The organism is Mesorhizobium sophorae, assembly GCF_002270415.1.
Classification (GTDB): Bacteria; Pseudomonadota; Alphaproteobacteria; order Rhizobiales; family Rhizobiaceae; genus Mesorhizobium; species Mesorhizobium sophorae.
Window position 1 is genome coordinate 189,974 of the sequence record NZ_NNRI01000013.1, and the last position, 25,563, is coordinate 215,536.

Annotated in this window: 23 protein-coding genes and 1 riboswitch; of the genes, 15 read left to right on the forward strand and 8 right to left on the reverse strand. The window is 64.2% G+C overall.

What is annotated here, in order from left to right; all coding sequences use genetic code 11:
* The first annotated feature begins 1 nt into the window (after position 1).
* The gene (locus tag CGZ66_RS20175; protein ID WP_095087967.1) at positions 2–754 is read left to right on the forward strand and encodes a cobalt-precorrin-6A reductase; all 753 of its coding nucleotides are present in this window, start codon (positions 2–4) and stop codon (positions 752–754) included.
* On the opposite strand, the gene CGZ66_RS20180 is transcribed toward CGZ66_RS20175, so the two are convergent.
* The 8 genes from CGZ66_RS20180 to CGZ66_RS20215 form a co-directional block, all read right to left on the reverse strand.
* Complete coding sequence (locus CGZ66_RS20180) at positions 742–1,506, reverse strand: precorrin-3B C(17)-methyltransferase (RefSeq protein ID WP_095087200.1); 765 nt, start codon at positions 1,504–1,506, stop codon at positions 742–744. The genes CGZ66_RS20175 and CGZ66_RS20180 overlap by 13 nt on opposite strands.
* The gene (locus CGZ66_RS20185) at positions 1,503–2,261 is read right to left on the reverse strand and encodes a precorrin-2 C(20)-methyltransferase (RefSeq protein WP_095087202.1); all 759 of its coding nucleotides are present in this window, start codon (positions 2,259–2,261) and stop codon (positions 1,503–1,505) included. The genes CGZ66_RS20180 and CGZ66_RS20185 overlap by 4 nt, the downstream gene beginning before the upstream one ends.
* On the reverse strand, positions 2,258–2,890 hold the full coding sequence (locus CGZ66_RS20190; protein ID WP_095087969.1) for a precorrin-8X methylmutase: 633 nt from the start codon (positions 2,888–2,890) through the stop codon (positions 2,258–2,260). Before CGZ66_RS20190 ends, CGZ66_RS20185 begins: the two co-directional genes overlap by 4 nt.
* Positions 2,891–2,892: 2 nt before the next feature.
* Entirely contained in the window at positions 2,893–4,410 is a 1,518-nt protein-coding gene (gene cobG, locus CGZ66_RS20195; RefSeq protein WP_095087204.1) for a precorrin-3B synthase, read from the reverse strand.
* The gene (cobN, locus tag CGZ66_RS20200) at positions 4,407–7,772 is read right to left on the reverse strand and encodes a cobaltochelatase subunit CobN (RefSeq protein WP_095087206.1); all 3,366 of its coding nucleotides are present in this window, start codon (positions 7,770–7,772) and stop codon (positions 4,407–4,409) included. Before cobN ends, cobG begins: the two co-directional genes overlap by 4 nt.
* An 18-nt stretch (positions 7,773–7,790) precedes the next feature.
* Positions 7,791–8,828, reverse strand: a complete 1,038-nt coding sequence (cobW, locus tag CGZ66_RS20205; protein WP_095087208.1) for a cobalamin biosynthesis protein CobW — start codon at positions 8,826–8,828, stop codon at positions 7,791–7,793.
* Positions 8,829–8,830: 2 nt separating this feature from the next.
* Positions 8,831–9,259 carry a DUF1636 family protein gene (locus CGZ66_RS20210; protein ID WP_095087210.1) on the reverse strand — a complete coding sequence of 143 codons (429 nt, stop codon included), beginning with the start codon at positions 9,257–9,259 and terminating at the stop codon, positions 8,831–8,833.
* A gap of 39 nt (positions 9,260–9,298) precedes the next feature.
* Positions 9,299–9,503, reverse strand: a riboswitch (cobalamin riboswitch).
* Between the two features lie 29 nt (positions 9,504–9,532).
* Complete coding sequence (locus tag CGZ66_RS20215) at positions 9,533–10,732, reverse strand: winged helix-turn-helix domain-containing protein (RefSeq protein WP_095087212.1); 1,200 nt, start codon at positions 10,730–10,732, stop codon at positions 9,533–9,535.
* Between the two features lie 331 nt (positions 10,733–11,063).
* On the opposite strand from CGZ66_RS20215, the gene CGZ66_RS20220 reads away from it, so the two are divergent.
* From CGZ66_RS20220 to CGZ66_RS20285, 14 genes are all read left to right on the forward strand, one after another.
* Entirely contained in the window at positions 11,064–11,429 is a 366-nt protein-coding gene (locus CGZ66_RS20220) for an NADH-quinone oxidoreductase subunit A (RefSeq protein WP_095087214.1), read from the forward strand.
* Entirely contained in the window at positions 11,420–12,001 is a 582-nt protein-coding gene (locus CGZ66_RS20225) for a NuoB/complex I 20 kDa subunit family protein (RefSeq protein ID WP_095087216.1), read from the forward strand. The genes CGZ66_RS20220 and CGZ66_RS20225 overlap by 10 nt, the downstream gene beginning before the upstream one ends.
* Positions 12,002–12,005: 4 nt before the next feature.
* On the forward strand, positions 12,006–12,611 hold the full coding sequence (locus CGZ66_RS20230; protein WP_095087218.1) for an NADH-quinone oxidoreductase subunit C: 606 nt from the start codon (positions 12,006–12,008) through the stop codon (positions 12,609–12,611).
* A gap of 9 nt (positions 12,612–12,620) precedes the next feature.
* Positions 12,621–13,811 (forward strand): NADH-quinone oxidoreductase subunit D, encoded by a 1,191-nt coding sequence (locus tag CGZ66_RS20235; protein ID WP_095087220.1) that lies wholly within the window; start codon positions 12,621–12,623, stop codon positions 13,809–13,811.
* Positions 13,812–15,095, forward strand: coding sequence for an NADH-quinone oxidoreductase subunit E (locus CGZ66_RS20240; RefSeq protein WP_095087222.1), 1,284 nt, complete (start codon positions 13,812–13,814; stop codon positions 15,093–15,095).
* 10 nt (positions 15,096–15,105) lie between these two features.
* Entirely contained in the window at positions 15,106–16,410 is a 1,305-nt protein-coding gene (gene nuoF / locus CGZ66_RS20245; RefSeq protein WP_095087224.1) for an NADH-quinone oxidoreductase subunit NuoF, read from the forward strand.
* A gap of 101 nt (positions 16,411–16,511) precedes the next feature.
* Positions 16,512–17,210 carry an NADH-ubiquinone dehydrogenase gene (locus CGZ66_RS20250; RefSeq protein WP_095087227.1) on the forward strand — a complete coding sequence of 233 codons (699 nt, stop codon included), beginning with the start codon at positions 16,512–16,514 and terminating at the stop codon, positions 17,208–17,210.
* A 73-nt stretch (positions 17,211–17,283) separates the two neighbouring features.
* Entirely contained in the window at positions 17,284–19,365 is a 2,082-nt protein-coding gene (gene nuoG, locus CGZ66_RS20255) for an NADH-quinone oxidoreductase subunit NuoG (RefSeq protein ID WP_095087229.1), read from the forward strand.
* 2 nt (positions 19,366–19,367) lie between these two features.
* Positions 19,368–20,411 carry an NADH-quinone oxidoreductase subunit NuoH gene (nuoH, locus tag CGZ66_RS20260; protein WP_095087231.1) on the forward strand — a complete coding sequence of 348 codons (1,044 nt, stop codon included), beginning with the start codon at positions 19,368–19,370 and terminating at the stop codon, positions 20,409–20,411.
* A complete protein-coding gene (gene nuoI / locus CGZ66_RS20265; protein WP_023812382.1) occupies positions 20,411–20,902 on the forward strand; it encodes an NADH-quinone oxidoreductase subunit NuoI in 492 nt (163 codons plus the stop codon). The genes nuoH and nuoI overlap by 1 nt, the downstream gene beginning before the upstream one ends.
* 234 nt (positions 20,903–21,136) lie before the next feature.
* The gene (locus tag CGZ66_RS20270; RefSeq protein WP_095087233.1) at positions 21,137–21,757 is read left to right on the forward strand and encodes an NADH-quinone oxidoreductase subunit J; all 621 of its coding nucleotides are present in this window, start codon (positions 21,137–21,139) and stop codon (positions 21,755–21,757) included.
* A gap of 1 nt (position 21,758) precedes the next feature.
* Complete coding sequence (gene nuoK / locus CGZ66_RS20275) at positions 21,759–22,067, forward strand: NADH-quinone oxidoreductase subunit NuoK (RefSeq protein ID WP_023676620.1); 309 nt, start codon at positions 21,759–21,761, stop codon at positions 22,065–22,067.
* Between the two features lie 10 nt (positions 22,068–22,077).
* Entirely contained in the window at positions 22,078–24,051 is a 1,974-nt protein-coding gene (gene nuoL, locus CGZ66_RS20280) for an NADH-quinone oxidoreductase subunit L (protein WP_095087235.1), read from the forward strand.
* A complete protein-coding gene (locus CGZ66_RS20285) occupies positions 24,051–25,556 on the forward strand; it encodes an NADH-quinone oxidoreductase subunit M (protein WP_095087237.1) in 1,506 nt (501 codons plus the stop codon). Before nuoL ends, CGZ66_RS20285 begins: the two co-directional genes overlap by 1 nt.
* Positions 25,557–25,563 lie beyond the last annotated feature (7 nt).

Genomic DNA, 25,563 nt, shown 5'->3' on the forward strand with positions numbered 1-25,563 from the left:
GATGACCCACCGCATTCTGATCCTCGGCGGAACCACGGAAGCCCGGCAGCTGGCCGGAAAACTGGCGGCGCGTGCCTCGGTCACGCTGTCGCTGGCCGGCCGTACCGAAAGCCCGGTTGCGCAAGGCGTGCCTGTGCGAACCGGAGGGTTCGGCGGCGCCGAGGGGCTGGCTGCCTATCTGCAGGAGACGGGCATCGACCTTCTGATCGACGCCACGCATCCTTATGCGGCGCGAATCTCGGCCAATGCAGCGCAAGCCGCGCGCGTGGCCGGCGTGCCGATCGTCGCCTTGCGGCGACCGGGCTGGGAGCCTGTAGAAGGCGACCGCTGGACGCAGGTCGATATCGTCAGCGACGCCGTGCAAGCGCTGGGTCCGGCGCCTCGTCGCGCCTTTCTGGCGCTGGGCCGGCAAGAGGTTGCCGCTTTCGAAGCAGCGCCCCAGCATCACTATCTCATCCGCAGCGTCGATGCGGTCGAGCCGAAGCTGGCCGTTCCCGATGCTCACTATCTTTTGGCCCGGGGGCCGTTTCGCGAGGCGGAAGAACGCGCGCTGCTCGAAGAGCATCGCATCGACATCGTGGTGTCCAAGAACAGCGGTGGTGACGCAACCTATGGCAAGATCGCTGCGGCGCGAGCACTTGGCATCGAGGTGGTCATGGTCCGCAGGCCGGCCTTGCCGGATGTTCCTTCGGCTGAAACCGTCGAAGCGCTGGCCGCCATTGTCAACCAGTTCGGGGCCGATCATCTTCTCTGACCCGTGGACGAGCGCGGCGTGTAGACCAGCGCGGGTCTGTCGTCGCGCTTGATGATCCTGGTTTCTGGCGAGCCGATGATGATGCAGGTCGCCATGTCGGCTTTTTGTGCGTCGACATCGGCCAGTAGGAACACGTCGATGCGCTCGTCCGGACGGCCGGCGGCACGGCCGAAAATGACCGGCGTGGTGCCGGGCAGGATCGCGGTCAGGCATTCGAAGGCGCGGCCGAGCTGCCAGGGGCGCGCCTTGCTGATCGGATTGTAGAGCGCGATGACGAAGCCGGCGCCGGCCGCCGCCAGCAGGCGCAGCTCGATCAATTCCCAGGGCTTCAGATTGTCGGACAGCGAAATGGCGCAGAAATCATGGCCGAGCGGGGCACCGATGCGGGCGGCAACCGCGAGCATAGCGGTGATGCCGGGCACCACATTGACATCGACTGCACGCCATTCAGCCGGGCCGGCCTCGATCGCCTCGCAGACTGCAGCCGCCATGGCGAAGACGCCGGGGTCGCCACCGGAAACGACGGCGACGTCATGGCCTTCCGCGGCTTTGGTCAAGGCGTCCTTGGAGCGGGCGAGTTCCTCGCGGTTGTCGGAGGCAACGCGAGTCTGGTCCGGGCGCAATTCGAGCCGGTCGAGATAGGGCTTATAGCCATAGAAGAACGCTGCCTGCGCCACCGCGTGGCTGGCCTCAGGCGTCACCTGATCGGCATTGCCGGGCCCGAGCCCGATGACGGTGATACGGCCGCTCATGCCTGCGCTCCCAAGGCGCCGGGCCGGCCGGACCAGCCGGCGACCAGCACGATGGCAAAATAAGGCGCCTTGTCGTCCTGCTTGTCGGCAAGTCGCATCGAGACGCTGCCGGCCATGGTGCCGCGCTCGACATAGACGGCGCGCGCCAGCTTGCCGGTTGCCTCCAGCGCCCGCCTGATCTTGGGCAGGTTGCGGCCGACCTTCATGATGACGGCGGCGTCGGTGTCGGCCAGCCGCCGGGTGAGTTCGAACTCGCTCATCGTGCCGGGCAACACCGTCAGCACATCGTCGCCCTGGACGATCGGCAGGCCGGTCGCCGACCAGCAGCCGGACATGGCGGTGACGCCTGGAATGACCTCGGTCGGAAAGCGATGGGCGAGCCGCACATGCAGGTGCATGTAGGAGCCGTAGAACAGCGGATCGCCCTCGGACAGCACGGCAACCATCCTGCCTGCTTCAAGGTGTTCGGCGACCTTCTCGGCTGACTCCTCGTAGAAACCGGCGATCTGCGAACGGTAGTCGTCGTGATCCTTGTCGATTTCGGTGGTGACGGGATAGAGCAGCGGCAGTTCCGTCATGCCCGGGCGGAATTGGGCTTCGACGATGGCGCGCGCGTTGCTGTTGTTGCCGCGCTTGGCGAAATACGCCACGACATCGGCCTCGGCCAAGGCTCGAGCGGCCTTCAGCGTCAACAGTTCGGGGTCGCCGGGACCGGTGCCGACGCCGACGAGACGGCCTTTGGGGAGCGCGTTCACAGGCCAGGCCTCGCCAAGGCGTTGAGTGCGGCGGCAGTCATGGCGCTGCCGCCAAGCCGGCCGCGCACGATGGCATAGGGCACGCCATAGGAATTCTCGGCCAACGCATCCTTGGATTCGGTCGCGCCGACGAAGCCGACCGGCATGCCGATGATCGCCGCCGGCTTCGGCGCACCGTCGCGCAGTTTTTCCAGCAAATAGAAGAGCGCGGTCGGCGCATTGCCGATGGCGACCACCGAACCGGCCATGCGCTCTCCCCACAGGTCGATGGCGGCCGCGGAGCGGGTGTTGCCGATCTCGCTCGCAATTTCGTGTGTGCCCGGGTCGCGCAAGGTGCAGATCACCTCGTTGCCGGCCGGCAGCCTGGCGCGGGTGACGCCATGCGAAACCATCTCGGCGTCGCAGAAGATCGGCGCACCAGCCGAAAGTGCCGTGCGCGCGGCGGCAACGAAATCCGTCGCAAAGACAAAATGGCTGGCAGCTTCGACCTGACCGCAGGCATGGATCATGCGGATGGCGACATCGGCCTCTGCTTCGGAGAAGCGCGACAGGTCGGCCTCGGCGCGAATGATGGCGAAGGAGCGCTCGTAGATCGCCGTGCCGTCGTGGATGTAGTCGTAGGCGGCCATGCTCATTCCTGTCGGTAAGCCTCGGCGATGCCGGCCGCGCCAAGCCTTGTCAGGCAAGCGGCGGCGGATTCGCCGGGAAGTCGTGCGCTGCGGATCGCTGCCGCGACGCGGCTGATGCCACGCGCGGCGTCATAGCCCGGCCTGTAGCCGGCAGGAAGGCCCTTTGCCGTCGCGTTCACGACAAGTCCGGCTCCGTTTTCGCCGCCGACCAAGGTGAGCGCTGCTTTGCCCGGATGGGCGCAGCCCTTGGCGCAGCCGGAAATGTGCAGGGTGAAGTCGAGGATGTCGGCACTTTCAGCGGCAATCGCCTCGGCAATGTCGCGCGTGGCGATCCGGCCGGAGGCGCAGGCCGGCGTCCCGGGGCAAGCGGCGATGCGTGTGCGCGGATCGGCGGCGTCGGTGACGAATCCGAGGGTGGTTGCTGTGTCCTGAAGGGGCCGGTTGGCGGCTGTCGGCTGGCCGAGGAAGAGCAGGGTACGGCCGGGGGCCAGGCGGATTTCTGACGTGCCGAGGGCGAGGGCGCTTTGGGCAAGGTCGATGATCTTATCCGCTGGCATGCTGCCATAGGGCAGGGCAATGGCGACGGCGGTATTGGGGGCGGCCAGGTTGAAAATGCCAATGGGTAAGGGAGTCGGTGGCGCAGGAAGGCGATCCTGCCCACCCCCCTCTGTCCTGCCGGACATCTCCCCCGCAAGGGGGGAGATCGGCAGTTCTGCCGCCGGCTCTCCTTTTGGACGCTGAGTGATTGCTGCAACGCCTGCGACTAGCGAAAGCGGAGATGAGAGCGCAACCTCCCCCCTGTCGGAGGAGATGTCCGGCAGGACAGAGGGGGGTGGGACGGAGTGCCAACTTGCAAGAGAAGCTAGCTGCCTCTCCGTCAAATCCCTTGCATGGGCTTCGCGGCCCTTCTCAGCAGTCATCCTGAGCACGGCAATGGCAATGTCGCATGCAGCATCGTCTTCCACCGTGGCCAGCGGCTTCGCATTCCGCCCATCACCCGCGACAGACACCTGCCACCGAACTCCCGCATCGCTGCGCGTTGCGGCAAGCCGCACATCGGCCGTCACCGCATCCAGTCGAAGCTGTCCGCCGCCGTCGACAACGATCGAAACCTTCGGGCCGAGCCGTTGCGCGAGCCCGGCTTCCTCGACCGCTGCCCTGATCCGTTCAGCCAGCGGCCGGGAATTGGCAATCTCCTGCGGATCGATGCCCGCCAGCGGCCCGGTCTCGACCGGCACGCCGGTCCGCACCGCGATATCAAGCGCATCGACCTCCGTCGCCAGCAGCGGGGCGCTTTCCGATGTCAGGCCGCGTATCTGCAGACTGCCGCGCGCGGTGACTTCCATGATGCCGTTGCCGTGCCGCAGGGCCGATTCGGCGAGTGCGATCAAAAGCTTTGGCGACAATCCTCCAGAAGATGGACCCCCAGCAACGGGGTTGAGCCGCACCAGCAGGCCATCGCCGGTCTGCATGGGGGCTGCCAGAGCCGGGCAGGCGCCGCGACGCAAGAAGGCGTTCATGCCGCAACCCCAAGCGCTTCAGCCTCGGCAATCAGGGCGGCGAGATCGTCGTCGATGGAATTGCGCAAGGGATGCCAGAGCCCGCGCCGCCGCGCCGACTGGAAGCGCTCGGCGATGACTTTGGCGGCGGCAGGGTTCTCGCGCAGGATGAAGGCGCGCACCAGGGGATCGCCGAGATAGGCATCATGCACCGCCTCGATCAGCGTGCCTGATATTGCGAGGGTGGTTTCGGCAAAGCCGACCAGCCGGTCAACGGTTTCGGCGAATTCGGAGGCGCCGCGCGGGCCGTGGCGCATCTGCCCTGATATGAAGCGGGCATTGACGGCGCGGGCCCGTACGACGCGAGCCACCGCCTCGCCCACCGAACGCGGCTTCGGCTTTTGCGGATCGGTGGTGTCGAGCACGATGACATCGGCATTCCTGCCAAGCGCCGCAAGCGCTGCCGAAAAGCCGCCGATGAAGGCGACGTCAGCGGAACCCTCTAGGATATCGCGGCCGGGATCATCGCCGGTGTGGACGAGAAGATCGGCTTCGGCGATGCGGCCCTCGAAGGCGCCGGTTGCCAAGACGCCTTCGCCCCCTGCGCCGCCATAGGCATGCGAGGTGGCGTCGAGATAGGCGCGGCCGATTTCTTCGCGCGCCGCCCAGTCGCCGCTCGACAGCAAGTCCTCGACGCCGGCGCCGTAGGTGCCGGGCGAAGTGCCGAAGATGCGCGGGCTGATCTTGCCATCCGCGCGGGTCTTGGCCGCCAGCGGGTTTTCCGAATCCTCCTCGTCGCGGGCGGCAACGGCGTTGGCCGCGGTATCGATCAGCGCGATCTGGGTTGGGAACATGTCTCGGAACAGGCCCGAAATGCGCCAGGTGACGTCGACGCGTGGTCGGCCGACGGTTGCCGGCGGTAGCACCTCGATGCCGGTGATGCGGCCGGTCGCGGCATCCCATTGCGGCCGGCAGCCCATCAGCGCCAGGCCCTGTGCGATCTCCTCGCCGCCGGTGCGCAGCGAGGCTGAGCCCCAGAGGTCGATGACCAGCGAACGCGGCCAGTCGCCATGCGACTGCATATAGCCACGCACCACTTCTTCCGCCGCCGCCTTGCCGAGGTCATAGGCGGTCGGCGTCGGCATGGTGCGCGGGTCCGACGTGAACAGGTTGCGGCCGGTGGGCAATACATCGGCGCGGCCGCGCGCCGGCGCTCCTGCCGGGCCGGCCTTGACGTGGCGGCCATCGAGTGCCGCCAGGAATGCCATCGTCTCGGCAGCCGCGCTTTGACGTCGCATAGTGTCAGGCTCGACCTCGGAGGCGCGGCCGTAGATATGCAGCCCGTCCTTGATGGCGAAATCCTTGAGGTCGCAGAGCCAGGCGTCGATGCGGCGCAGCGCCTCGTCGGGCGCGTCGGTTTTGGCGACGCCGGCTTCTGAGGCGAGGCCGGTCTTTTGCGCGGTGTCGACGATCAGCTTTGCCAGACGGTCGCGGCGGCGGCGGTCGAGCCCATCGGCCTGGGCATATTCGTCGACCAGGCGTTCGAGCTTGTGCTGGTCCTCATCGAGGCCGGCGCCGGTCAACGGCGGCGGCAGATGGCCAAGGGTGACGGCGGCGATGCGCCGCTTGGCCTGCGCGGCTTCGCCGGGGTTGGAGACGATGAAGGGATAGATCACGGGCAAGGGACCGGTGACGATCTCGGGAAAGCAGTCTTGGCTGAGCGCAACCGTCTTGCCGGGCAGCCATTCCAGCGTGCCGTGGGCGCCGACATGGACAAGCGCATGAGCGCCGACCGACTTGCGCAGCCACAGGCCGAAGGCGATCAGCGCATGCCGCGGCGGCAGTGTCGGGTCGTGATAATCGGCGCGCCGATCCATTGACCGGCCGCGGTCGGGAGCAAGCGCCACGGTGACGTTGCCGAAGGTGGCGGCGCGGAAGGGGAATTTTGCGGAGGTTAGCGCCTCGCGCAAACCTGTTTCATCTTTCGCCTTACCCCAGGCGCCTTCTACGGCAGCTATCGCCGCCCTCGGCAGTTCGGTTGAGAAGCACAGATAGTCGTCAAGCTTCAGCCCGTGGTTTGAACTTTCCAGCAACTCCAGCAGCGCACGCGGCGTTTGCGGAATCCCGTCAACGGCATAGCCCTCTCCCTTGAGGTCCTGCAGCATCGCCAGCACGCTGGCCGGCACGTCGAGGCCGACGGCATAGCCGGTGCGGCCCGGGGCACTCGGGTAATCCGGGATCAGGATGGCAAGCTTGCGCTCGGCGCGGGGCGTTTCTTGCAGCTTGATGAAGGCCGCGACGCGGTCCGCGACTTGCGCCACACGATCCGGCTCCGGCCGGTTGGCGAAGGCGCGGTGACCAAGTGCTGGATCGACCTCGCTTTCGCCCTTGAAGGAAATCGCGCCGGCCAGGATGCGGCCGTCGAGTTCGGGCAGCACGACATGCATTGCGAGGTCGGCGGGCGCCAGCCCACGCTGGTTGTTTTCCCAGATGTCGCGGCGGGTGGTGGCGACGATGACCTGGAAGACTGGCACGCCGGCACGATCGAACAGGGTTTCGACGCCGGGTTCGGCGCCGGACGCGAAGGCGGTCGCGGTGACGATGGCGGCAGGTTTCAACGAGGCCAGCGCGGTTTCGACGAACGCCAGCGATACCGGGTCCTTGAGGCTCGAGACGAAGATGGGGACCGGCGTCATACCGCGCTGCCGCAGCGCCCCAAAAAGGGCGTCGATCGGTGCGACATCGGCGGCGAGCAGCATCGAGCGGTAGAACAGGATGGGGATGACAGGCTCGGTGTTTCCTTGCCCCTCGAAAGGAAGGGGGACGACCCCGCGACCCGGCTCATAGTAGCCGGCCTTCGGTACCGCGACAGGCGCCGAAATTGTTGCTTCAGACCCTGCCAGCCGCGCCAGCTTCTGCACCAGCGCGCTCATATTGGCCGGACCGCCCTCGCGAAAATAGTCGAGCAGGCCGTCCAGTTCCTCGCGCGGCAGTGTCGAGGCTTCGATCAAGCGCAGATCCTCGTCGCGGCATTCGCCGGGCAGCAGCGCCAGTTTTATACCGCGCGCGCGGGCGGTCGAGGCAAGCTGGTCGCAGCCGTAGCGCCAACAGTCGTAGCCGCCGAGAATGCGCACGAGGATGACTTTGGCATGGCGGGCGACACTGTCGACCCAGAGGTCGACGGACATCGGATGGCGCAGGTCACGCAAAGCCGCCAGCCGCATCGAGGGCAGGCGCTCGGCATCGACCTTCCATGCCGCCGCCAGTCCGGCGAGATCGCTGTCGGTGAAGGACAGGGCCACGATATCCGCCGGCGTCTGCCGCAGATCGACCGGCTCGGCGAGATCGTCGAGCGAGGCGGAGGTCGTGGTGAGGATGTGCATCGCGGCCCGTGGTTTGCGTCAGCCGGCGAGTATACGCTCGATCGCCGGGCGGTTCAGCCCCTTCAGGCCGATGACGACGAGACGCGAGCGGCGGTCATCCCCGGCCGTCCAGGCGCGGTCGTAGTAGTGATTGACGCGCGGTCCTACGGCCTGCAGCAACAGCCGCATCGGCTTGCCGCCGACCTCGACGAAGCCTTTCACGCGCAGCACGTTTTCTTCCTCGGCGGCGGTGGCGACGCGCTTTGCCAGCTCGTCCGGATTGGCGATCGAGGCAATGTCGATGACGAAAGAGTCGAAGTCGTCGTGCTCGTGGTCGAGTTCGTCGTCGTGATGGGTCTTGCGGTTTTCGATGTCGTCCTCGACGGCAAGACCAAGACCGAGCAGCACCGAGGGATCGACCTTGCCCTGCGATGTCGGCACGATCTTCACGGCGCGAGCGATGTGCTCGTTGATGATGGCGTTGGCGCGGGCGGAGCCGGCGGTGTCCATCAGGTCGCTCTTCGACAGGATGATCAAGTCGGCGCAGGCGATCTGGTCCTCGAACACCTCCTCGACCGGATCGTCGTGATCGAGCGTCTCATCCTGGGCGCGCTGTGCCTGAAGTGCGTCCATGTCATTGGCGACGCGGCCTTCGGCGAGTGCGGGACCGTCGACGACTGCGATGACACCATCGACCGTCACGCGGCTCTTCACCGTCGGCCACTGAAAGGCCTGGACCAGTGGCTTGGGCAGAGCCAGGCCCGAGGTCTCGATCAGGATGTGGTCGACCTTCGGCGACAGCGACAGGATCTGGTCGAGCGCCGGCACGAAATCGTCGGCAACGGTGCAGCAGATGCAGCCATTGGCCAGTTCGACGATGTTTTCCTCCGGGCACGTGTCGATGCCGCAGCCCTTCAGGATATCGCCGTCGATGCCGATGTCGCCGAACTCATTGACGATGATGGCGATCCGCTTGCCGCCGGCATTTTCCAGGAGATGGCGGATCAGCGTCGTCTTGCCGGCGCCGAGGAAGCCGGTGACGACGGTGCAGGGGACGCGGGAGACGGAGGCAGTCATGATCAGTCCTTCAGCAGGTCGAGGGGAGGGATGCGGGCCACGAGGCCGCGCTTGAGGCTATCGGGACGGCCGCGCCACGGGATCAGGCCGTCGGTCGAGGTGGCGAAGAGTTTGGCGCCGGTGACGAGATCGGCACCGCTGGCTGTGGTCAGGTCGCCGAAGACGTAGCTCCAGCAGCCATCGCGCAGGATGGCGGCACTGAGCCGGCGCTTGCAATTGCCGAGGCATTCGACGCTGCGGACGCGGATGTCTTCGCCAGATGCAGCGCGGCGTGTATCATCCGCAAGCAGTTCGCCGGCGCGGGGATGGGCGTCAGAACCGGTTTCATCACGACAGGAGGCACAGACGATGACGGTCACGCCGGCAAGGGCATCGCTCTCGCCGGACGAATTGTCCGCTGTGCCAGCCGAAAAACTGCTGTCGTGGTCCAAAAATCGGGCTCCTTGCCCGGAAACCCGCCGGGCGATCGGATTCTATAGTCGCAGACGGCAGGTCTCCTGGCTCGCGGGTCATCGCCTTGGGTAGCCGCCTTCCCGGGAATCCCCAGTGGCTTTCGGCCTTGGCTCTTCGCTTACAGTTGCGGGGACAGCCGCGGATTTGAAATCGGAATTTCGCACCGCATTCCCTCTTGGCTCCTCTCGTTGAAGAGAAGAGACCGTCTGCGGCGGATTTAGGCTTTTGCGGGCAGTGGTGTCAACGTGGGCTTACGACACGGTCAGGTCGGCCAGCGCCGGACCCAAATCACCGGCTGATGTCACCTCTATACGTTTAAGTCCGAGCCAGCCCTGCATCTGCTTCAATTCTTCGAAGAGTTCTGCAGCGGTTTCAGGCGGCGCGCCGGGCTCTGCGTAAGCAGCATGGACCCGCAGGACACCGGCTGGCCGGTCGGCCTTGAGGTCGACGCGGCCGACGATCCGGTCGCCGAGCAGGAACGGCAGGACGTAGTAGCCATACTGGCGTTTATCGGCCGGGGTGTAGATCTCGATGCGGTAGTGGAAATCGAACAGCCGCTCGGTGCGCGACCGTTCGAAGACGACCGGATCGAACGGCGCCAGCAAAGCGCGGGCCTTGATTTTTCGTGGCAAACGCGCGTCTTTATGAAGATAGGCCGGCTTGTCCCAGCCTTCGACACGCACAGGCAGCAGTTCGCCTGTTTCAACCAGTTCCTCCAGTCGGCCCTTCATGTCGGCGGGCGACAGGCGGAAATAGTCGCGCAGGTCGCCTGATGTCGCGATGCCGTGGGCTCGGGCGGAAATGCGCAGCAATTCGCGGTGCGCGTCCTCGGCGGCGGGCACCGGCAGGTCGAGGATCGCCTGCGGCAGCACGCGTTCCGGCAGATCGTAGAACCGCTCGAAACCGCGACGGTGCGCCGTTGTGATGCGCCCGGCCCAGAACAGCCATTCGAAGGCGTGCTTGGCATGGCTCCAGCCCCACCAGCCGCCCGAGCCTTTCTGGCCTTCGAGCGCGGAAGCGGCGATCGGCCCGCGCTCGGCGACCTCGCGATAGATCTGTTCGATGTAGCCAGCGTGTTCGCGGCCCCATTTGGCGAGGCCGAGATACATTTCGTCGCCGCGCTCGGCCCGCTGCATGCGCCAGCGCATCAGCGGGTAGGTCTCGACCGGCAGGAAGGAGGCTTCGTGTGCCCAGTATTCGAACACCGTGCGTTTGCGCGTCACGGCGGCGTTGTCGAGCAGAGCGAGCGGGTAGGGGCCAAGGCGCGAATAGAGCGGCATATAGTGGGCGCGCACCACCGCACTGACGGAATCGATCTGCAGCAGGCCGGTGCGGGAGAGAACGCGGGCGAAATGGCGGCGGTCGGGCGTACCGGCGGGGCGGGGATCGAGAAACCCCTGGGCTGCGAGCGCGATGCGCCGGGCCATGGCAAGCGAGAACTTTTCCTTCATGCAGGCATCACTCTGAGGGTGGTTGGCCGAAGTTCTGATGGGTGATTCCGGCCCATGCTAGCAGGATTTTGGCGGCAACCATGTCAGGAGACAAAAGTGGAGTAAAAAGCGAAGGAAATCAAACAGGAGCGGATCGGACCAGTTTCCTCGGATATGCCGTCCAGCACCGCGTTTTGAACAAGGTTTGACTTGCTTCGCTGGAAGTGCTGCGCTAACCCTCGCCGCGTTGCAGCATAGGCCCTTAAAACGGTTCAGCGGTTAAACTGTCACGCTTCCGCATTAGGGTCCGGTGCTGTAATCAACGTGGATTGGCGCCAACGGAAAGCCGAGCATGAACGCACTTCTAGGTTCATACCTGCCCATCGTCCTGTTCATCGGCGTGGCCCTGGTCGTCGGGCTGGCGCTGCTGGCCGCCCCCTTCCTGGTCGCCTACCGCAATCCCGATCCCGAAAAGCTTTCCGCCTACGAGTGCGGTTTCAACTCGTTCGACGACGCCCGCATGAAATTCGACATCCGTTTCTACCTGGTGTCGATCCTGTTCATCATCTTCGACCTGGAAGTGGCTTTCCTGTTTCCGTGGGCGGTGTCGTTCTCGAAGATCGGCATGCTCGGCTTCTGGTCGATGATGGTCTTCCTGGCGGTGTTGACCATCGGCTTTGCCTATGAATGGAAAAAAGGAGCGCTGGAATGGGATTGAACGACAGTTCCGGCACGCTCGTCGCGCCGAAGCCGAAGGGCCTGATCGATCCCAACACCGGCAGGCCGGTGGGGTCCGACGATCCTTTCTTCCTCGAGATCAACAACGAACTGGCCGACAAGGGCTTTCTCGTCACCTCGACTGAGGCGCTGATCACCTGGGCGCGCAGCGGTTCGCTGATGTTCATGACGTTCGGCCTCGCCTGCTGCGCGGTCGAGATGATCCATACTTCGATGCCGCGCTACGATTCGGAGCGGTTCGGCGTTGCGCCGCGCGCGTCTCCGCGCCAGTCCGACATCATGATCGTCGCCGGCACGTTGACCAACAAGATGGCGCCGGCGCTGCGCAAGGTCTATGACCAGATGCCGGAGCCGCGCTACGTCATCTCGATGGGCTCCTGCGCCAATGGCGGCGGCTACTATCACTATTCCTATTCGGTGGTGCGCGGCTGCGATCGCGTCGTGCCGGTCGACATCTATGTGCCCGGCTGCCCGCCGAGCGCCGAAGCGCTGCTTTACGGCATTCTTCTGTTGCAGAAGAAGATCCGCCGCACCGGCACGATCGAACGGTAAATCCATGACCGCATCCCTGAGCGAACTGTCGACCTATCTCGGCGAGAAGCTGATCGGCCGCGTGAATGACGCGGTGATCGCCTACGGCGAACTCACCGTCCATGTCGAGCCGCGCAACCTGGTCGAGGTGATGACTTTCCTGCGCGACGATGCACGCTGCCAGTTCATCTCGATCATCGATGTCTGCGGCGCCGACTATCCGTCGCGGGCCAAGCGCTTCGACGTCGTCTATCACCTGTTGTCGCCGAAGCAGAACGTGCGCATCCGCGTCAAGGTGCAGGCCGACGAGGAGACGATGGTGCCGTCGATCACCGGCGTCTATCCCGGCGCCGACTGGTTCGAGCGCGAGACCTACGATCTTTATGGCGTGCTGTTCTCCGGCCACCCCGATCTGCGGCGCCTGTTGACCGACTATGGGTTCGAAGGCCATCCGCTGCGCAAGGATTTCCCGCTGACCGGCTTCGTCGAGGTGCGCTACGACGACGAGGCCAAGCGCGTCATCTATGAGCCGGTCGAGCTCAAGCAGGAATTTCGCAATTTCGATTTTCTCTCCCCTTGGGAAGGCACGGACTACGTGCTGCCTGGGGATGAAAAAGCCAAGACGAATTGAGGCGCCAGAATGGCTGAAACCTCCGTCCGCAACTTCAACATCAATTTCGGCCCGCAACACCCTGCGGCGCACGGCGTTTTGCGCCTCGTTCTGGAGCTGGACGGCGAAGTCGTCGATCGCGTCGATCCGCATATCGGGCTGCTGCATCGCGGCACCGAAAAGCTGATCGAGGCCAAAACCTACCTGCAGGCGGTGCCTTATCTCGACCGGCTCGACTATTGCGCGCCGATGAACCAGGAGCATGCTTTCGCGCTGGCCGCCGAGCGCCTGCTCGGCATCGAAGTGCCGAAGCGTGGCCAGCTGATCCGCGTGCTCTACTGCGAGATCGGCCGCATCATGTCGCACATCCTCAATGTGACGACGCAAGCGATGGACGTCGGCGCGCTGACGCCGCCGCTGTGGGGCTTCGTCGAGCGCGAAAAGCTGATGGTGTTCTATGAGCGTGCCTCCGGCTCGCGCATGCATGCGGCCTATTTCCGCCCCGGCGGCGTCCATCAGGACCTGCCCCAGAAGCTGGTCGAGGACATCGGCAAGTGGATCGACCCGTTCCTGAAGTCGATCGACGACCTCGATCAGTTGCTCACCGGCAACCGCATCTTCAAGCAGCGCAATGTCGACATCGGCGTCGTCTCGCTGGCCGATGCCTGGGCCTGGGGCTTCTCGGGCGTGATGATACGTGGTTCGGGCGCGCCCTGGGACCTGCGCAAGTCGCAGCCCTATGAATGCTATTCGGAAATGGATTTCGACATTCCGATCGGCAAGAACGGCGACTGTTTCGACCGCTACCTCGTGCGCATGGAAGAAATGCGCCAGTCGGCGAAGATCATGCGCCAGTGCGTTGACCTTTTGCTCGGCAAGGAGAGCACCGGCCCGGTGTCGAACCTCGACGGCAAGGTGGTGCCGCCGAAGCGCCAGGCGATGAAGCGCTCGATGGAAGCGCTGATCCATCACTTCAAGCTCTACACCGAGGGCTACCGCGTGCCGGCCGGCGAGGTCTATGCGGCGGTTGAAGCGCCGAAAGGCGAATTCGGCGTGTATCTCGTCTCGGACGGCTCCAACAAGCCGTACCGCTGCAAGCTGCGCGCCCCCGGTTTCGCGCATCTGCAGGCCATGGATTTCCTCTGCCGCGGCCACATGCTGGCCGACGTCACCGCCGTTCTCGGCTCCCTCGACATCGTGTTTGGTGAGGTCGATCGCTAAATGTCAGTCCGCCGTCTCGCAGAAGCCAGCGTCCAGCCAGCATCCTTCGCCTTCAATCGGGCGAATGCGGCAGCGGCGAAGCAATGGCTCAAGAAATATCCCAAGGGCCGTGAGCAGTCGGCGATCATTCCGCTTTTGATGCTGGCGCAGGAGCAGGAAGGCTGGGTGACGAAGGCTGCCATCGAGACGATTTCGGACATGCTCGGCATGCCTCGTATCCGAGGGCTGGAAGTCGCCACCTTCTACACGCAGTACCAGTTGAGCCCGGTCGGCACCCGCGCCCACATCCAGGTTTGCGGCACCACGCCCTGCATGCTGCGCGGCTCGGAAGCGCTGATGGATGTGTGCCGCTCAAAAATCCATCACGACCAGTTTCACACCAACGACAAGGGCACCTTGTCGTGGGAAGAGGTCGAGTGCCTTGGCGCCTGCGTCAACGCGCCGATGGTGATGATCTTCAAGGATACGTTCGAGGATTTGACGCCTGAGCGGCTGGCCGAAATCATCGATCTCTACGGCGCCGGCAAGGGCGCCTCGGTGACGCCAGGGCCGCAGGACGGCCGCACCGGCTCCGAGCCGGCCTCCGGCCTCACGACCCTGAAGAGCGAAAAGGCGATCCTCAAATCGACCCGCGACAGGGAAGCCAGGGAGGCGGCCAAGGCTGCGAAGGCGGCGCCCGACGCGATAATCGCCACGGTCGCGCCCGCTGCCGCTCCTGTCGCACCATCCAATGCCGGCAAGCCGAAGACCGATGCGCCTGAAACCAGCCCGGCCTTGAAGACGCCTTCAAAGACCAAGGTCGCGCCGGCAGCTGAAAAGGCGGCGAGCGTTTCGGCCCCGCCGCATTCGGCCGCCAATGCCAACAAGGCGGCCCCCGAAGTCGAGCAGGTTTCAAAGCAGCGCAACGGTCCGAAGACCAAGGCCGAGCCAGCAGCCGCCTTCAAGGCGCCAGAGATCAAGGTGCCAGCCGCGAAGGCTGACAAGCCGGCCAAGCCGTCGCTCGAGGACAAGAACCGCCCGGCCGGCATCGACAGGCCAGCGCTGGTCGACGACCTCAAGTTGATCTCCGGTGTCGGCCCGAAGATCGAGGGCGTCCTGCATTCCCTGGGCATTTTCACCTTCGCGCAGGTTGCGTCCTGGAAGAAGGCCGAGCGCGAGTGGGTGGACGGTTATCTCGCTTTCCACGGCCGCATCGATCGCGACGACTGGGTCAAGCAGGCCAAGGCGCTCGCCAAGGGTGGCGTCGCCGAATACATCCGCGTCTTCGGCAAGAAACCGGTCTGAGGGACGAAAAATGCTTCAGGACAAAGACCGCATCTTCAACAACATCTACGGCCTCTTCGACAAGTCGCTGGCCGGCGCGATGGCGCGTGGCGCCTGGGACAACACGCCCGGTATCGTCGCCAAGGGGCGCGAGTGGATCGTCAACGAGATGAAGGCATCAGGCTTGCGCGGACGCGGCGGCGCCGGCTTCCCGACGGGTCTGAAATGGTCGTTCATGCCCAAGCAGAGCGACGGCCGGCCGAGCTACCTCGTCATCAATGCCGACGAATCCGAGCCCGGCACCTGCAAGGATCGCGACATCCTGCGCAATGACCCGCACACGCTGGTCGAAGGCGCGCTGCTCGCCGGCTTCGCCATGGGTGCGATTGCCGCCTACATCTATGTTCGCGGCGAGTTCATCCGCGAGCGCGAGGCGCTGCAGCGGGCGATCGACGAGGCCTACGAAGCCAAGCTGATCGGCAAGAACAACACGTCCGGCTACGACTTCGACATCTACATGCACCATGGTGCCGGCGCCTATATCTGCGGCGAGGAGACGGCGCTGCTCGAAAGCCTCGAAGGCAAGAAGGGCCAGCCGCGGCTGAAGCCGCCATTTCCGGCCAATGTCGGCTTGTATGGTTGCCCGACAACCGTGAACAATGTCGAATCCATCGCCGTTGCGCCGACTATCCTGCGCCGCGGTGCGGCCTGGTTCTCGTCCTTCGGCCGGCCCAACAATGTCGGTACCAAGCTTTTTTGCGTGTCCGGCCACGTCAACAACCCGTGCACGGTCGAAGAGGCGATGTCGATCCCGTTCCGCGAACTGATCGAGACGCATTGCGGCGGCATTCGTGGCGGCTGGGACAATCTCCTGGCGGTCATTCCGGGCGGCGCCTCGGTGCCGCTGGTGCCGGCCGAGCAGATCATTGACACGCCGATGGATTTCGACGCGTTGCGCGACCTCAAATCCGGCCTCGGCACGGCGGCTGTCATCGTCATGGACAAGTCGACCGATATCGTGAAGGCGATCGCGCGGCTTTCCTACTTCTACAAGCACGAGAGCTGCGGCCAGTGCACGCCGTGCCGTGAAGGCACCGGCTGGATGTGGCGGGTGATGGAACGGCTGGTGCGCGGCGAAGCGCAGAAGCGCGAGATCGACATGCTGCTCGACGTCACCAAGCAGGTCGAGGGCCACACGATCTGCGCGCTGGGCGACGCGGCGGCATGGCCGATCCAGGGTCTGATGCGGCATTTCCGCGGCGAGGTGGAACGGCGCATCGACGAGTTTTCGCGCAATGCGCACCGGGCCGAGCCGGTGATGGTGGCGGCGGAATAGAGACTTTGTGAATTCGGGCGAAAGCCCGGAGCGGAATGCGGGCAAGTGCCCGATATGAGACAACCGGGGCGGGCGAACGAAGAAACGACCAGGAGATATCTATGGCGCCGTATTCGACACCCTACCCATTGATGCCCAATTTGGACCAGTTCGAGAAGATGAACCAGGATCTGACCAGGATGATGCCGAAGGAGATGGCGAGCGCCGTCAACCTTCTCGCGCATCCTGTGGCGGGTGCCGCGGCGATGTCGGCGCTCGGCATCGGGCTGGCGAACCACGCCTTCGGCGTCTGGCTGGGCGCACTCTCGGGGGCTGCCGAAGCCTCGCAACGGCTGCTGCAGCCGATCGTCGATGATTTCGAGGCGCGCACCGAGCGCTTCCCGGAGACGGAAAAGAGCGCCTCCAAGGCCGCCCGCGCGGCGACCAAGACCTTGATTGCCGAAGCGCAATCCTTCGCGCAGGACGTGACTGACATGGTTGCCAGGGAGGCAGCCGACGCAGTGCCGGTCGCCGATGGCGGCCCAGCAGCAGGCCCGGCTCCGGCCGGGTTGATGCCGGAGGATTTCAGGCAGCCGAAGGCTATGGACAAGCCGGCGGAGCCGTCGGACCTCAAGGCGATATCGGGCATCGGTCCGAAGCTGGAGAAGGTTCTCAATGGCCTGGGTATCTGGACATATGCCCAGATCGCCGCATGGGTGCCGGAAGAGGTTGCCTGGGTCGAGGATTATTTGTCGCTCACCGGCCGTATCGTCCGTGACGATTGGACTGCCCAGGCGTCGGCACTCGCCGTCGGGAAATGAATGAAATGCCGGGTGCGGTTTCGATCGTGCCCGGGACAAGAGATTGCGGGAAATCCGCAGGGGTTTGAGGCGAATGGCAAAGCTCAAGGTCGACGGGAAAGAGATCACTGTACCCGACCACTACACGCTGCTGCAGGCGGCGGAAGACGCTGGCGCGGAAGTGCCGCGTTTCTGCTTCCATGAGCGGCTGTCGATCGCCGGCAATTGCCGCATGTGCCTGATCGAGGTGAAGGGCGGACCGCCCAAGCCGCAGGCCTCCTGCGCCATGGGCGTGCGCGACCTGCGCCCCGGCCCGAATGGCGAGGCGCCGGAGATCTTCACCAACACGCCGATGGTCAAGAAGGCCCGCGAGGGCGTGATGGAATTCCTGCTGATCAACCATCCGCTGGATTGCCCGATCTGCGACCAGGGCGGCGAATGCGACCTGCAGGACCAGGCGATGGCCTTTGGCGTCGATTCGTCGCGCTATCACGAGAACAAGCGCGCGGTCGAAGACAAGTATATCGGCCCGCTGGTCAAGACGGTGATGAACCGCTGCATCCATTGCACGCGCTGCGTCCGCTTCACCACCGAAGTCGCCGGCATTTCCGAACTCGGCCTGATCGGCCGTGGCGAGGACGCCGAGATCACCACCTATCTCGAACAGGCGATGACCTCGGAGCTGCAGGGCAATGTCATCGACCTTTGCCCGGTCGGCGCGCTGACCTCGAAGCCGTTTGCCTTCCAGGCGCGGCCGTGGGAACTGACCAAGACCGAATCCATCGACGTGATGGACGCCGTCGGCTCGGCGATCCGCGTCGACAGCCGCGGCCGCGAAGTGATGCGCATCCTGCCGCGCGTCAACGAGCAGGTGAACGAGGAGTGGATCTCCGACAAGACTCGCTTCATCTGGGACGGTCTGCGCACGCAGCGGCTCGACCGCCCCTATGTGCGCAAGGATGGCAGACTGGCACCGGCAAGCTGGGCCGAGGCCTTCGCCGCGATCAAGGATGCGGTGTCGAAGACGACACCAGAAAAGATCGGCGCCATTGCAGGCGATCTGGCCGCGGTCGAGGAAATCTACGCGCTGAAGCTGCTGATGGCTTCGCTCGGTTCGAAGAACACCGACTGCCGTCAGGACGGCGCGGCACTCGATCCGGCGCTCGGCCGGGCCAGCTATATCTTCAACCCGACCATCGAGGGCATCGAGCAGGCCGACGCGGTGCTGATCATCGGCGCCAATCCGCGCTATGAAGCCTCGGTGCTCAACGCGCGCATCCGCAAGCGTTGGCGGATCGGCAATCTGCCGGTCGGCGTCATCGGCGATGTCGGCGACACGCGCTACGACTATGAACAACTGGGCGCCGGACCGGATTCGCTGAAGGATCTGGCCGACGGCAATGGCAAGTTCTTCCAGACGCTGAAGAAGGCGACGCATCCGCTGATCATCGTCGGCCAGGGCGCGCTGGCGCGCGCCGATGGGGCGGCCGTGCTCGGCCAAGCGGCAAAGCTCGCCGCCGCCGTCAACGCCGCAAGGGCGGACTGGAACGGCTTTGCAGTGCTGCACAATGCGGCCGGTCGCGTCGGCGGCCTCGATCTCGGCTTCGTGCCGGGCGAGAGCGGCAAGAACGTCGCCGGGATGCTGGGCGAGATGGAACTGCTGTTCCTGCTCGGCGCCGACGAAATCGACATTGCCAAGACCGGCGGCGCTTTCGTCGTCTATATCGGCACGCATGGCGACCAGGGCGCGCACCGTGCCAATGTCATCCTGCCGGCGGCAGCCTACACCGAAAAGTCGGCCACCTATGTCAACACCGAAGGCCGCGTGCAGCAGACCAACCGCGCCGGCTTCGCGCCGGGCGATGCGCGCGAGGACTGGGCGATCCTGCGGGCGCTGTCGGACGTGCTGGGCAAGAAGCTGCCGTTCGATTCGCTGCCGCAGCTGCGTGCGAAGCTCTATGGCGAATTTCCGCATCTGGCCCGCATCGATCAGGTCGCGGCCGGCAATGCCGAGGACATCGCCAAGGTGGCGAAGCTCGGCGGGCGGCTGAACAAGGGCACCTTCACCTCGCCGGTCACGGACTTCTACCTGACCAACCCGATCGCGCGGGCATCGGCCGTGATGGCGGAATGCTCGGCACTGGCCAAGAGCGGCTTCAAGCAGGCGGCGGAATAAGCATGGACACTTTCTTCTCCTTCTACGTGCTGCCGGCGCTGCTGATCCTTCTCAAGTCGGTCGTGCTGATCGTCGTGCTTTTGATCTTCGTCGCCTACATCCTCTACGCCGACCGCAAGATCTGGGCGGCGGTGCAGTTGCGCCGCGGCCCGAACGTCGTCGGCCCGTGGGGCACGCTGCAGGCCTTCGCCGATCTTTTGAAGTTCGTCTTCAAGGAACCTGTCATCCCGTCAGGCGCCAACAAGGGCGTGTTCCTTTTGGCGCCGCTGGTGTCGGCGGTGCTGGCGATCTCGGCCTGGGCGGTCATTCCGGTCAACCAGGGCTGGGCGATCGCCAACGTCAATGTCGGCATCCTCTATGTCTTCGCCATCTCTTCGCTCGAGGTCTATGGCGTGATCATGGGCGGCTGGGCGTCCAACTCGAAATATCCGTTCCTCGGTGCGCTTCGCTCGGCCGCACAGATGGTGTCCTATGAAGTCTCGATCGGCTTCGTCATCGTCACCGTGCTTTTGTGCGCCGGTTCGCTCAACCTGTCCGATATCGTCCTGTCGCAGCAGGATGGGCTGGGCACCAAGCTCGGCCTGCCCAATACCTTCCTCGACTGGCACTGGTTGTCGCTGTTCCCGATGTTCGTCATCTTCTTCATCTCGGCGCTGGCCGAGACGAACCGGCCGCCTTTCGACCTGGTGGAAGCCGAATCGGAACTGGTCGCCGGCCACATGGTCGAATACTCGTCGACGCCGTTCCTGCTGTTCTTCCTCGGTGAGTATGTCGCCATCGTGCTGATGTGCGCGCTGGCCACCATCCTGTTCCTCGGCGGCTGGCTGCCGCCCTTCGACTTCGCGCCGTTCACCTGGGTGCCGGGCGTCATCTGGTTCGTGCTGAAGGTCTGCTTCGTGTTCTTCGGCATCTCCATGGTGAAGGCCTTCGTGCCGCGCTACCGCTACGACCAGCTGATGCGGCTCGGCTGGAAGGTGTTCCTGCCTATCTCGCTGTTCATGGTGGTCGCCACCGCCGCCTTCCTCAAGATCACGGGGTTTGCGTGATGTCCGCTCTGTCCCAAGCCGCAAAATCGCTGCTGCTGCAGGATTTCGTCAGCGCTTTCTTCCTGTCGATGCGCCAGTTCTTCGCACCGAAGGAGACGATCAACTATCCGCACGAGAAGGGGCCGACCAGCCCGCGCTTCCGTGGCGAGCATGCGTTGCGCCGCTATCCCAACGGCGAGGAGCGCTGCATTGCCTGCAAGCTGTGCGAGGCGATCTGCCCGGCGCAGGCGATCACCATCGAGGCCGGTCCGCGCCGCAATGACGGCACGCGCCGCACGGTGCGTTACGACATCGACATGGTGAAATGCATCTATTGCGGCTTCTGCCAGGAAGCCTGCCCGGTCGACGCCATCGTCGAGGGGCCGAATTTCGAATTCGCGACGGAGACGCGCGAAGAGCTCTACTACGACAAGGACAAGCTTTTGGCGAATGGCGACCGGTGGGAGCGCGAACTGGCGCGCAACATCTCGCTGGACTCGCCGTATCGCTGATATTTGACGCATGGACGGGGCGAGGGGCCTCGTCCAGAGGATGATCCCGAAAAGTTGCAGACTTTTCGGACGAGATCATCCTCCGGAATTCAGAGTGTCGCATGTTTCTTTCGATCGGGTCTTTCAACCCGATCGGAACATGCGATAGGAACACGAAACTTGCTTACCGGAGGCGGTGGCATAAATCGAACCTGACGCAAGCGTCATGCTCGAACAGGAACCCGGGGGAACCCCATGCTGAGTGGACTAGAGGCGGCCTTTTTCTACCTCTTCGCCTTTGTCGCGGTGGCGTCGGCGTTCATGGTCATTTCGTCGCGCAACCCCGTGCATTCGGTGCTGTTCCTGATCTTGACCTTCTTCAACGCGGCCGGCCTGTTCATGCTGACCGGCGCCGAGTTCCTGGCGATGATCCTGCTCGTCGTCTATGTCGGCGCGGTCATGGTGCTGTTCCTGTTCGTCGTCATGATGCTCGACGTCGATTTCGCAGAGATGAAGGAAGGCGCGCTGCAGTATGCGCCGATCGGCGCGCTGGTCGGGCTGATCCTGGCGGCGGAGCTGATCGTCGTGCTCGGCGGTTACACATTCGCACCGCAGCTCGCCTCGACGGTGTCCAAGCCAATTCCGGACCTCGCCACGCGCTCGAATACGGCAGCACTCGGCGACATCCTCTATACGGACTACCTCTACTACTTCCAGATTGCCGGCCTCGTGCTGTTGGTCGCCATGATCGGCGCCATCGTCTTGACGCTGCGCCATAAGGAAGGAGTCAAGCGGCAGTCGATCGCAGCCCAGGTCGGCCGCACCGCGGCGACCGGCATGGAAATCCGCAAGGTCAAGTCGGGCGAAGGAGTCTGAGATGGTCGTCGGCATCGCACATTATCTGACCGTATCGGCGATCCTGTTCACGCTCGGCGTGTTCGGCATCTTTTTGAACCGCCGGAACGTCATCGTTATCCTGATGTCGATCGAGCTGATCCTGCTCGCGGTCAACATCAACTTCGTCGCTTTCTCGGCGGCACTCGGCGATCTGGTCGGCCAGGTGTTCGCTCTGTTCGTGCTGACGGTCGCGGCGGCCGAGGCTGCCATCGGACTTGCCATTCTCGTCGTCTTCTTCCGCAACCGCGGCTCGATCGCGGTCGAAGACGTGAACATGATGAAGGGTTGACGGAACCACCATGTACCAGGCCATCGTCTTCCTTCCCCTGCTCGGCTTCCTGATCGTCGGCCTGTTCGGCACGTCGCTCGGCGCCAAGGCGTCCGAATACATCACCTCAGGCTTCCTGGTGATCGCGGCGGTGCTGTCGTGGGTTGCGTTCTTCAGCGTCGGCTTCGGCCATGGCGAGGTGTTCACCGTGCCGGTGCTGCGCTGGATCCAGTCGGGCGGATTGGAAGCGTCCTGGGCACTCCGGATCGACACGCTGACGGTGGTGATGCTGGTGGTGGTCAACACGGTGTCGGCGCTGGTCCACATCTATTCGATCGGCTACATGCACCACGATCCGAACCGGCCGCGCTTCTTCGCCTATCTGTCGCTGTTCACCTTCGCCATGCTGATGCTGGTGACCGCCGACAATCTGGTGCAGATGTTCTTCGGTTGGGAAGGGGTGGGTCTCGCGTCCTACCTGCTGATCGGCTTCTGGTACAAGAAGCCGTCGGCCAACGCCGCCGCGATCAAGGCCTTCGTCGTCAACCGCGTCGGCGATTTCGGCTTCGCGCTCGGCATTTTCGGTCTGTTCGTGCTGTTCGGTTCGGTCAATCTGGGCACCATCTTCGCCAATGCGGCGACGTTCATACCAGCCGAAGGCGCGCCGCAAGGTGCCGCCGTGCTGACCTTCCTCGGGCACGCGCTCGACAAGCAGTCGGCAATGACGATCGTCTGCCTGCTGCTGTTCATGGGCGCCATGGGCAAGTCGGCGCAGGTGCCGCTGCACACCTGGCTGCCGGACGCCATGGAAGGCCCGACGCCGGTCTCCGCACTCATCCACGCCGCCACCATGGTGACGGCGGGCGTGTTCATGCTGGCGCGGTTGTCGCCGCTGTTCGAACTGTCGCATTCGGCGCTGACGGTCGTGACCTTCATCGGCGCCTTCACCGCCTTCTTCGCGGCGACCGTCGGCCTCGTCCAGAACGACATCAAGCGCGTCATCGCCTATTCGACCTGTTCGCAGCTCGGCTACATGTTCGTGGCGCTCGGCGTCGGCGCCTACGGTGCCGCGATCTTCCACCTGTTCACGCATGCCTTCTTCAAGGCGCTGCTGTTCCTCGGCTCGGGCTCGGTCATCCACGCCGTCTCCGACGAGCAGGACATGCGCAACATGGGCGGCCTGCGCAAGCTGATCCCGACCACCTACTGGATGATGGTGATCGGCACGCTGGCGCTGACCGGTGTCGGCATTCCGGTGACGGTCATCGGCACCGCCGGCTTCTTCTCCAAGGACGCCATCATCGAAAGCGCCTTTGCCGGCCACAATTCAGTTGCCGGCCTCGCCTTCGTGCTTTTGGTCATTGCCGCCTGCTTCACCTCCTTCTATTCGTGGCGGCTGATCTTCATGACCTTCCATGGCGAGCCGCGGGCGAGCCATGAGGTGATGCACCACGTCCATGAATCGCCGCCGGTGATGCTGGTGCCGCTGTTCATCCTGGCCGCTGGCGCGCTGTTCGCCGGCATCATCTTCCACGGCGCCTTTATCGGCGAGGGCTATGCCGAGTTCTGGAAGGCATCGCTGTTCACACTGCCGGACAACCACATCCTGCACGAAATCCACGAACTGCCGCTGTGGGTCGAGCTCTCGCCCTTCATCGCCATGCTGATCGGCTTAGCGCTGGCCTGGAAGTTCTACATCCGCTCGCCGGAATTGCCGCGAAGCGTCGCCGCCAACCACCGCTTGCTCTACGCCTTCCTGCTCAACAAGTGGTATTTCGACGAGCTGTACGACTTCCTGTTCGTGCGGCCAGCCAAGCGGCTCGGTCGTTTCCTGTGGAAGACCGGCGACGGCACCATCATCGACGGTCTTGGTCCTGACGGCATCTCGGCGCGCGTCATCGATGTCACCGACCGCGTCGTCAAGCTGCAGACCGGCTACCTCTACCACTATGCCTTCGCCATGCTGATCGGCGTTGCCGCACTCGTCACCTGGATGATGCTCTGATGACCGCCTGGCCAATCCTCTCGCTGGTCACCTTCCTGCCGCTGGTTGGTGTGCTGCTCATCCTGTTCATCAATGATGACAGTGAAAACGCGCGCCGCAACATCCGCGCCATCGCGCTGTTGACGACGACGTTCACGTTCATCATCTCGCTGTTCATCTGGACCGGCTTCGACAATTCGCAAGCGGGCTTCCAGTTCGTCGAGAAGGTTGCCTGGCTCGACTCCGGCATCTCCTACCATATGGGCGTCGACGGCATTTCAATGCTGTTCGTCATCCTGACGACGTTCCTGATGCCGCTCTGCATCCTGGCCTCGTGGGAGGCGATCGAGAAGCGCGTCAAGGCCTACATGATCGCGTTCCTGCTGCTCGAAACGCTGATGATCGGCGTGTTCTGCGCGCTGGACATCGTGCTGTTCTACGTCTTCTTCGAGGCCGGCCTGATCCCGATGTTCATCATCATCGGCGTCTGGGGCGGCAAGCGGCGCGTCTATGCCTCTTTCAAGTTCTTCCTCTACACGCTGGCCGGCTCGGTGCTGATGCTGCTCGCCATCATGGCGATGTTCTATCAGTCCGGCACGACCGACATCCCGACGCTTTTGACGCACAATTTCCCGGCCAACATGCAGACCTGGCTATGGCTCGCCTTCTTCGCCTCCTTCGCGGTGAAGATGCCGATGTGGCCGGTGCACACGTGGCTGCCTGACGCGCATGTCGAAGCGCCCACGGCGGGCTCGGTGATCCTGGCAGCAATCCTGCTCAAGATGGGCGGGTACGGCTTCCTGCGCTTCTCGCTGCCGATGTTCCCGCTGGCGTCAGAAATGTTCGCGCCACTGGTGTTCACACTGTCGGTTGTCGCCATCATCTACACCTCGCTGGTGGCGCTGATGCAGGAGGACATGAAAAAGCTGATCGCCTATTCCTCGGTCGCCCATATGGGCTTCGTGACCATGGGCATCTTCGCCATGAACCAGGAAGGCGTGCAGGGCGCGATCTTCCAGATGCTCAGCCACGGCCTTGTCTCGGGCGCGCTGTTCCTGTGCGTCGGCGTTATCTACGACCGCATGCACACGCGCGAGATCGACGCCTATGGCGGGCTGGTCAACAACATGCCGAAATATGCCACCGTGTTCATGGTCTTCACCATGGCTAATGTCGGCCTGCCCGGCACCAGCGGCTTCGTCGGCGAGTTCCTGACCATGCTCGGCGTCTTCCGGGTCAACACCTGGGTGGCGTTCTTCGCAGCCACCGGCGTCATCCTGTCGGCAGCCTATGCGCTGTGGCTCTATCGCCGGGTGATTTTCGGCGCGCTGACCAAGGACAGCCTGAAGGGCCTGCTCGATCTGTCGCCGCGCGAGAAGGTGATCATCTACCCGCTGGTCGTGCTGGTCATATTCTTCGGCGTCTATCCGGCGCCCGTCTTCGACGCGACGGCGCAATCGGTCAAGTCGCTCGTCACCAATGTCACTGCATCCATCGGCGCCGCGCAGACCGCGGCGGCGAATTAACCCAAGG

Bases quoted from the DNA above. Each gene is read 5' to 3' on its own strand.
- nuoI (WP_023812382.1), top strand. From the start codon at position 20,411: ATGTCCGCTCTGTCCCAAGCCGCAAAATCGCTGCTGCTGCAGGATTTC.
- CGZ66_RS20190 (WP_095087969.1), bottom strand. From the start codon at position 2,890: ATGGCCGCCTACGACTACATCCACGACGGCACGGCGATCTACGAGCGC.
- CGZ66_RS20250 (WP_095087227.1), top strand. From the start codon at position 16,512: ATGGCGCCGTATTCGACACCCTACCCATTGATGCCCAATTTGGACCAG.
- cobN (WP_095087206.1), bottom strand. From the start codon at position 7,772: ATGCACATCCTCACCACGACCTCCGCCTCGCTCGACGATCTCGCCGAG.
- CGZ66_RS20240 (WP_095087222.1), top strand. From the start codon at position 13,812: ATGTCAGTCCGCCGTCTCGCAGAAGCCAGCGTCCAGCCAGCATCCTTC.
- CGZ66_RS20285 (WP_095087237.1), top strand. From the start codon at position 24,051: ATGACCGCCTGGCCAATCCTCTCGCTGGTCACCTTCCTGCCGCTGGTT.
- nuoF (WP_095087224.1), top strand. From the start codon at position 15,106: ATGCTTCAGGACAAAGACCGCATCTTCAACAACATCTACGGCCTCTTC.
- cobW (WP_095087208.1), bottom strand. From the start codon at position 8,828: ATGACTGCCTCCGTCTCCCGCGTCCCCTGCACCGTCGTCACCGGCTTC.
- nuoH (WP_095087231.1), top strand. From the start codon at position 19,368: ATGGACACTTTCTTCTCCTTCTACGTGCTGCCGGCGCTGCTGATCCTT.
- CGZ66_RS20230 (WP_095087218.1), top strand. From the start codon at position 12,006: ATGACCGCATCCCTGAGCGAACTGTCGACCTATCTCGGCGAGAAGCTG.
- nuoG (WP_095087229.1), top strand. From the start codon at position 17,284: ATGGCAAAGCTCAAGGTCGACGGGAAAGAGATCACTGTACCCGACCAC.
- CGZ66_RS20215 (WP_095087212.1), bottom strand. From the start codon at position 10,732: ATGAAGGAAAAGTTCTCGCTTGCCATGGCCCGGCGCATCGCGCTCGCA.
- CGZ66_RS20175 (WP_095087967.1), top strand. From the start codon at position 2: ATGACCCACCGCATTCTGATCCTCGGCGGAACCACGGAAGCCCGGCAG.
- cobG (WP_095087204.1), bottom strand. From the start codon at position 4,410: ATGAACGCCTTCTTGCGTCGCGGCGCCTGCCCGGCTCTGGCAGCCCCC.
- nuoK (WP_023676620.1), top strand. From the start codon at position 21,759: ATGGTCGTCGGCATCGCACATTATCTGACCGTATCGGCGATCCTGTTC.
- CGZ66_RS20235 (WP_095087220.1), top strand. From the start codon at position 12,621: ATGGCTGAAACCTCCGTCCGCAACTTCAACATCAATTTCGGCCCGCAA.
- CGZ66_RS20180 (WP_095087200.1), bottom strand. From the start codon at position 1,506: ATGAGCGGCCGTATCACCGTCATCGGGCTCGGGCCCGGCAATGCCGAT.
- nuoL (WP_095087235.1), top strand. From the start codon at position 22,078: ATGTACCAGGCCATCGTCTTCCTTCCCCTGCTCGGCTTCCTGATCGTC.
- CGZ66_RS20220 (WP_095087214.1), top strand. From the start codon at position 11,064: ATGAACGCACTTCTAGGTTCATACCTGCCCATCGTCCTGTTCATCGGC.
- CGZ66_RS20270 (WP_095087233.1), top strand. From the start codon at position 21,137: ATGCTGAGTGGACTAGAGGCGGCCTTTTTCTACCTCTTCGCCTTTGTC.
- CGZ66_RS20225 (WP_095087216.1), top strand. From the start codon at position 11,420: ATGGGATTGAACGACAGTTCCGGCACGCTCGTCGCGCCGAAGCCGAAG.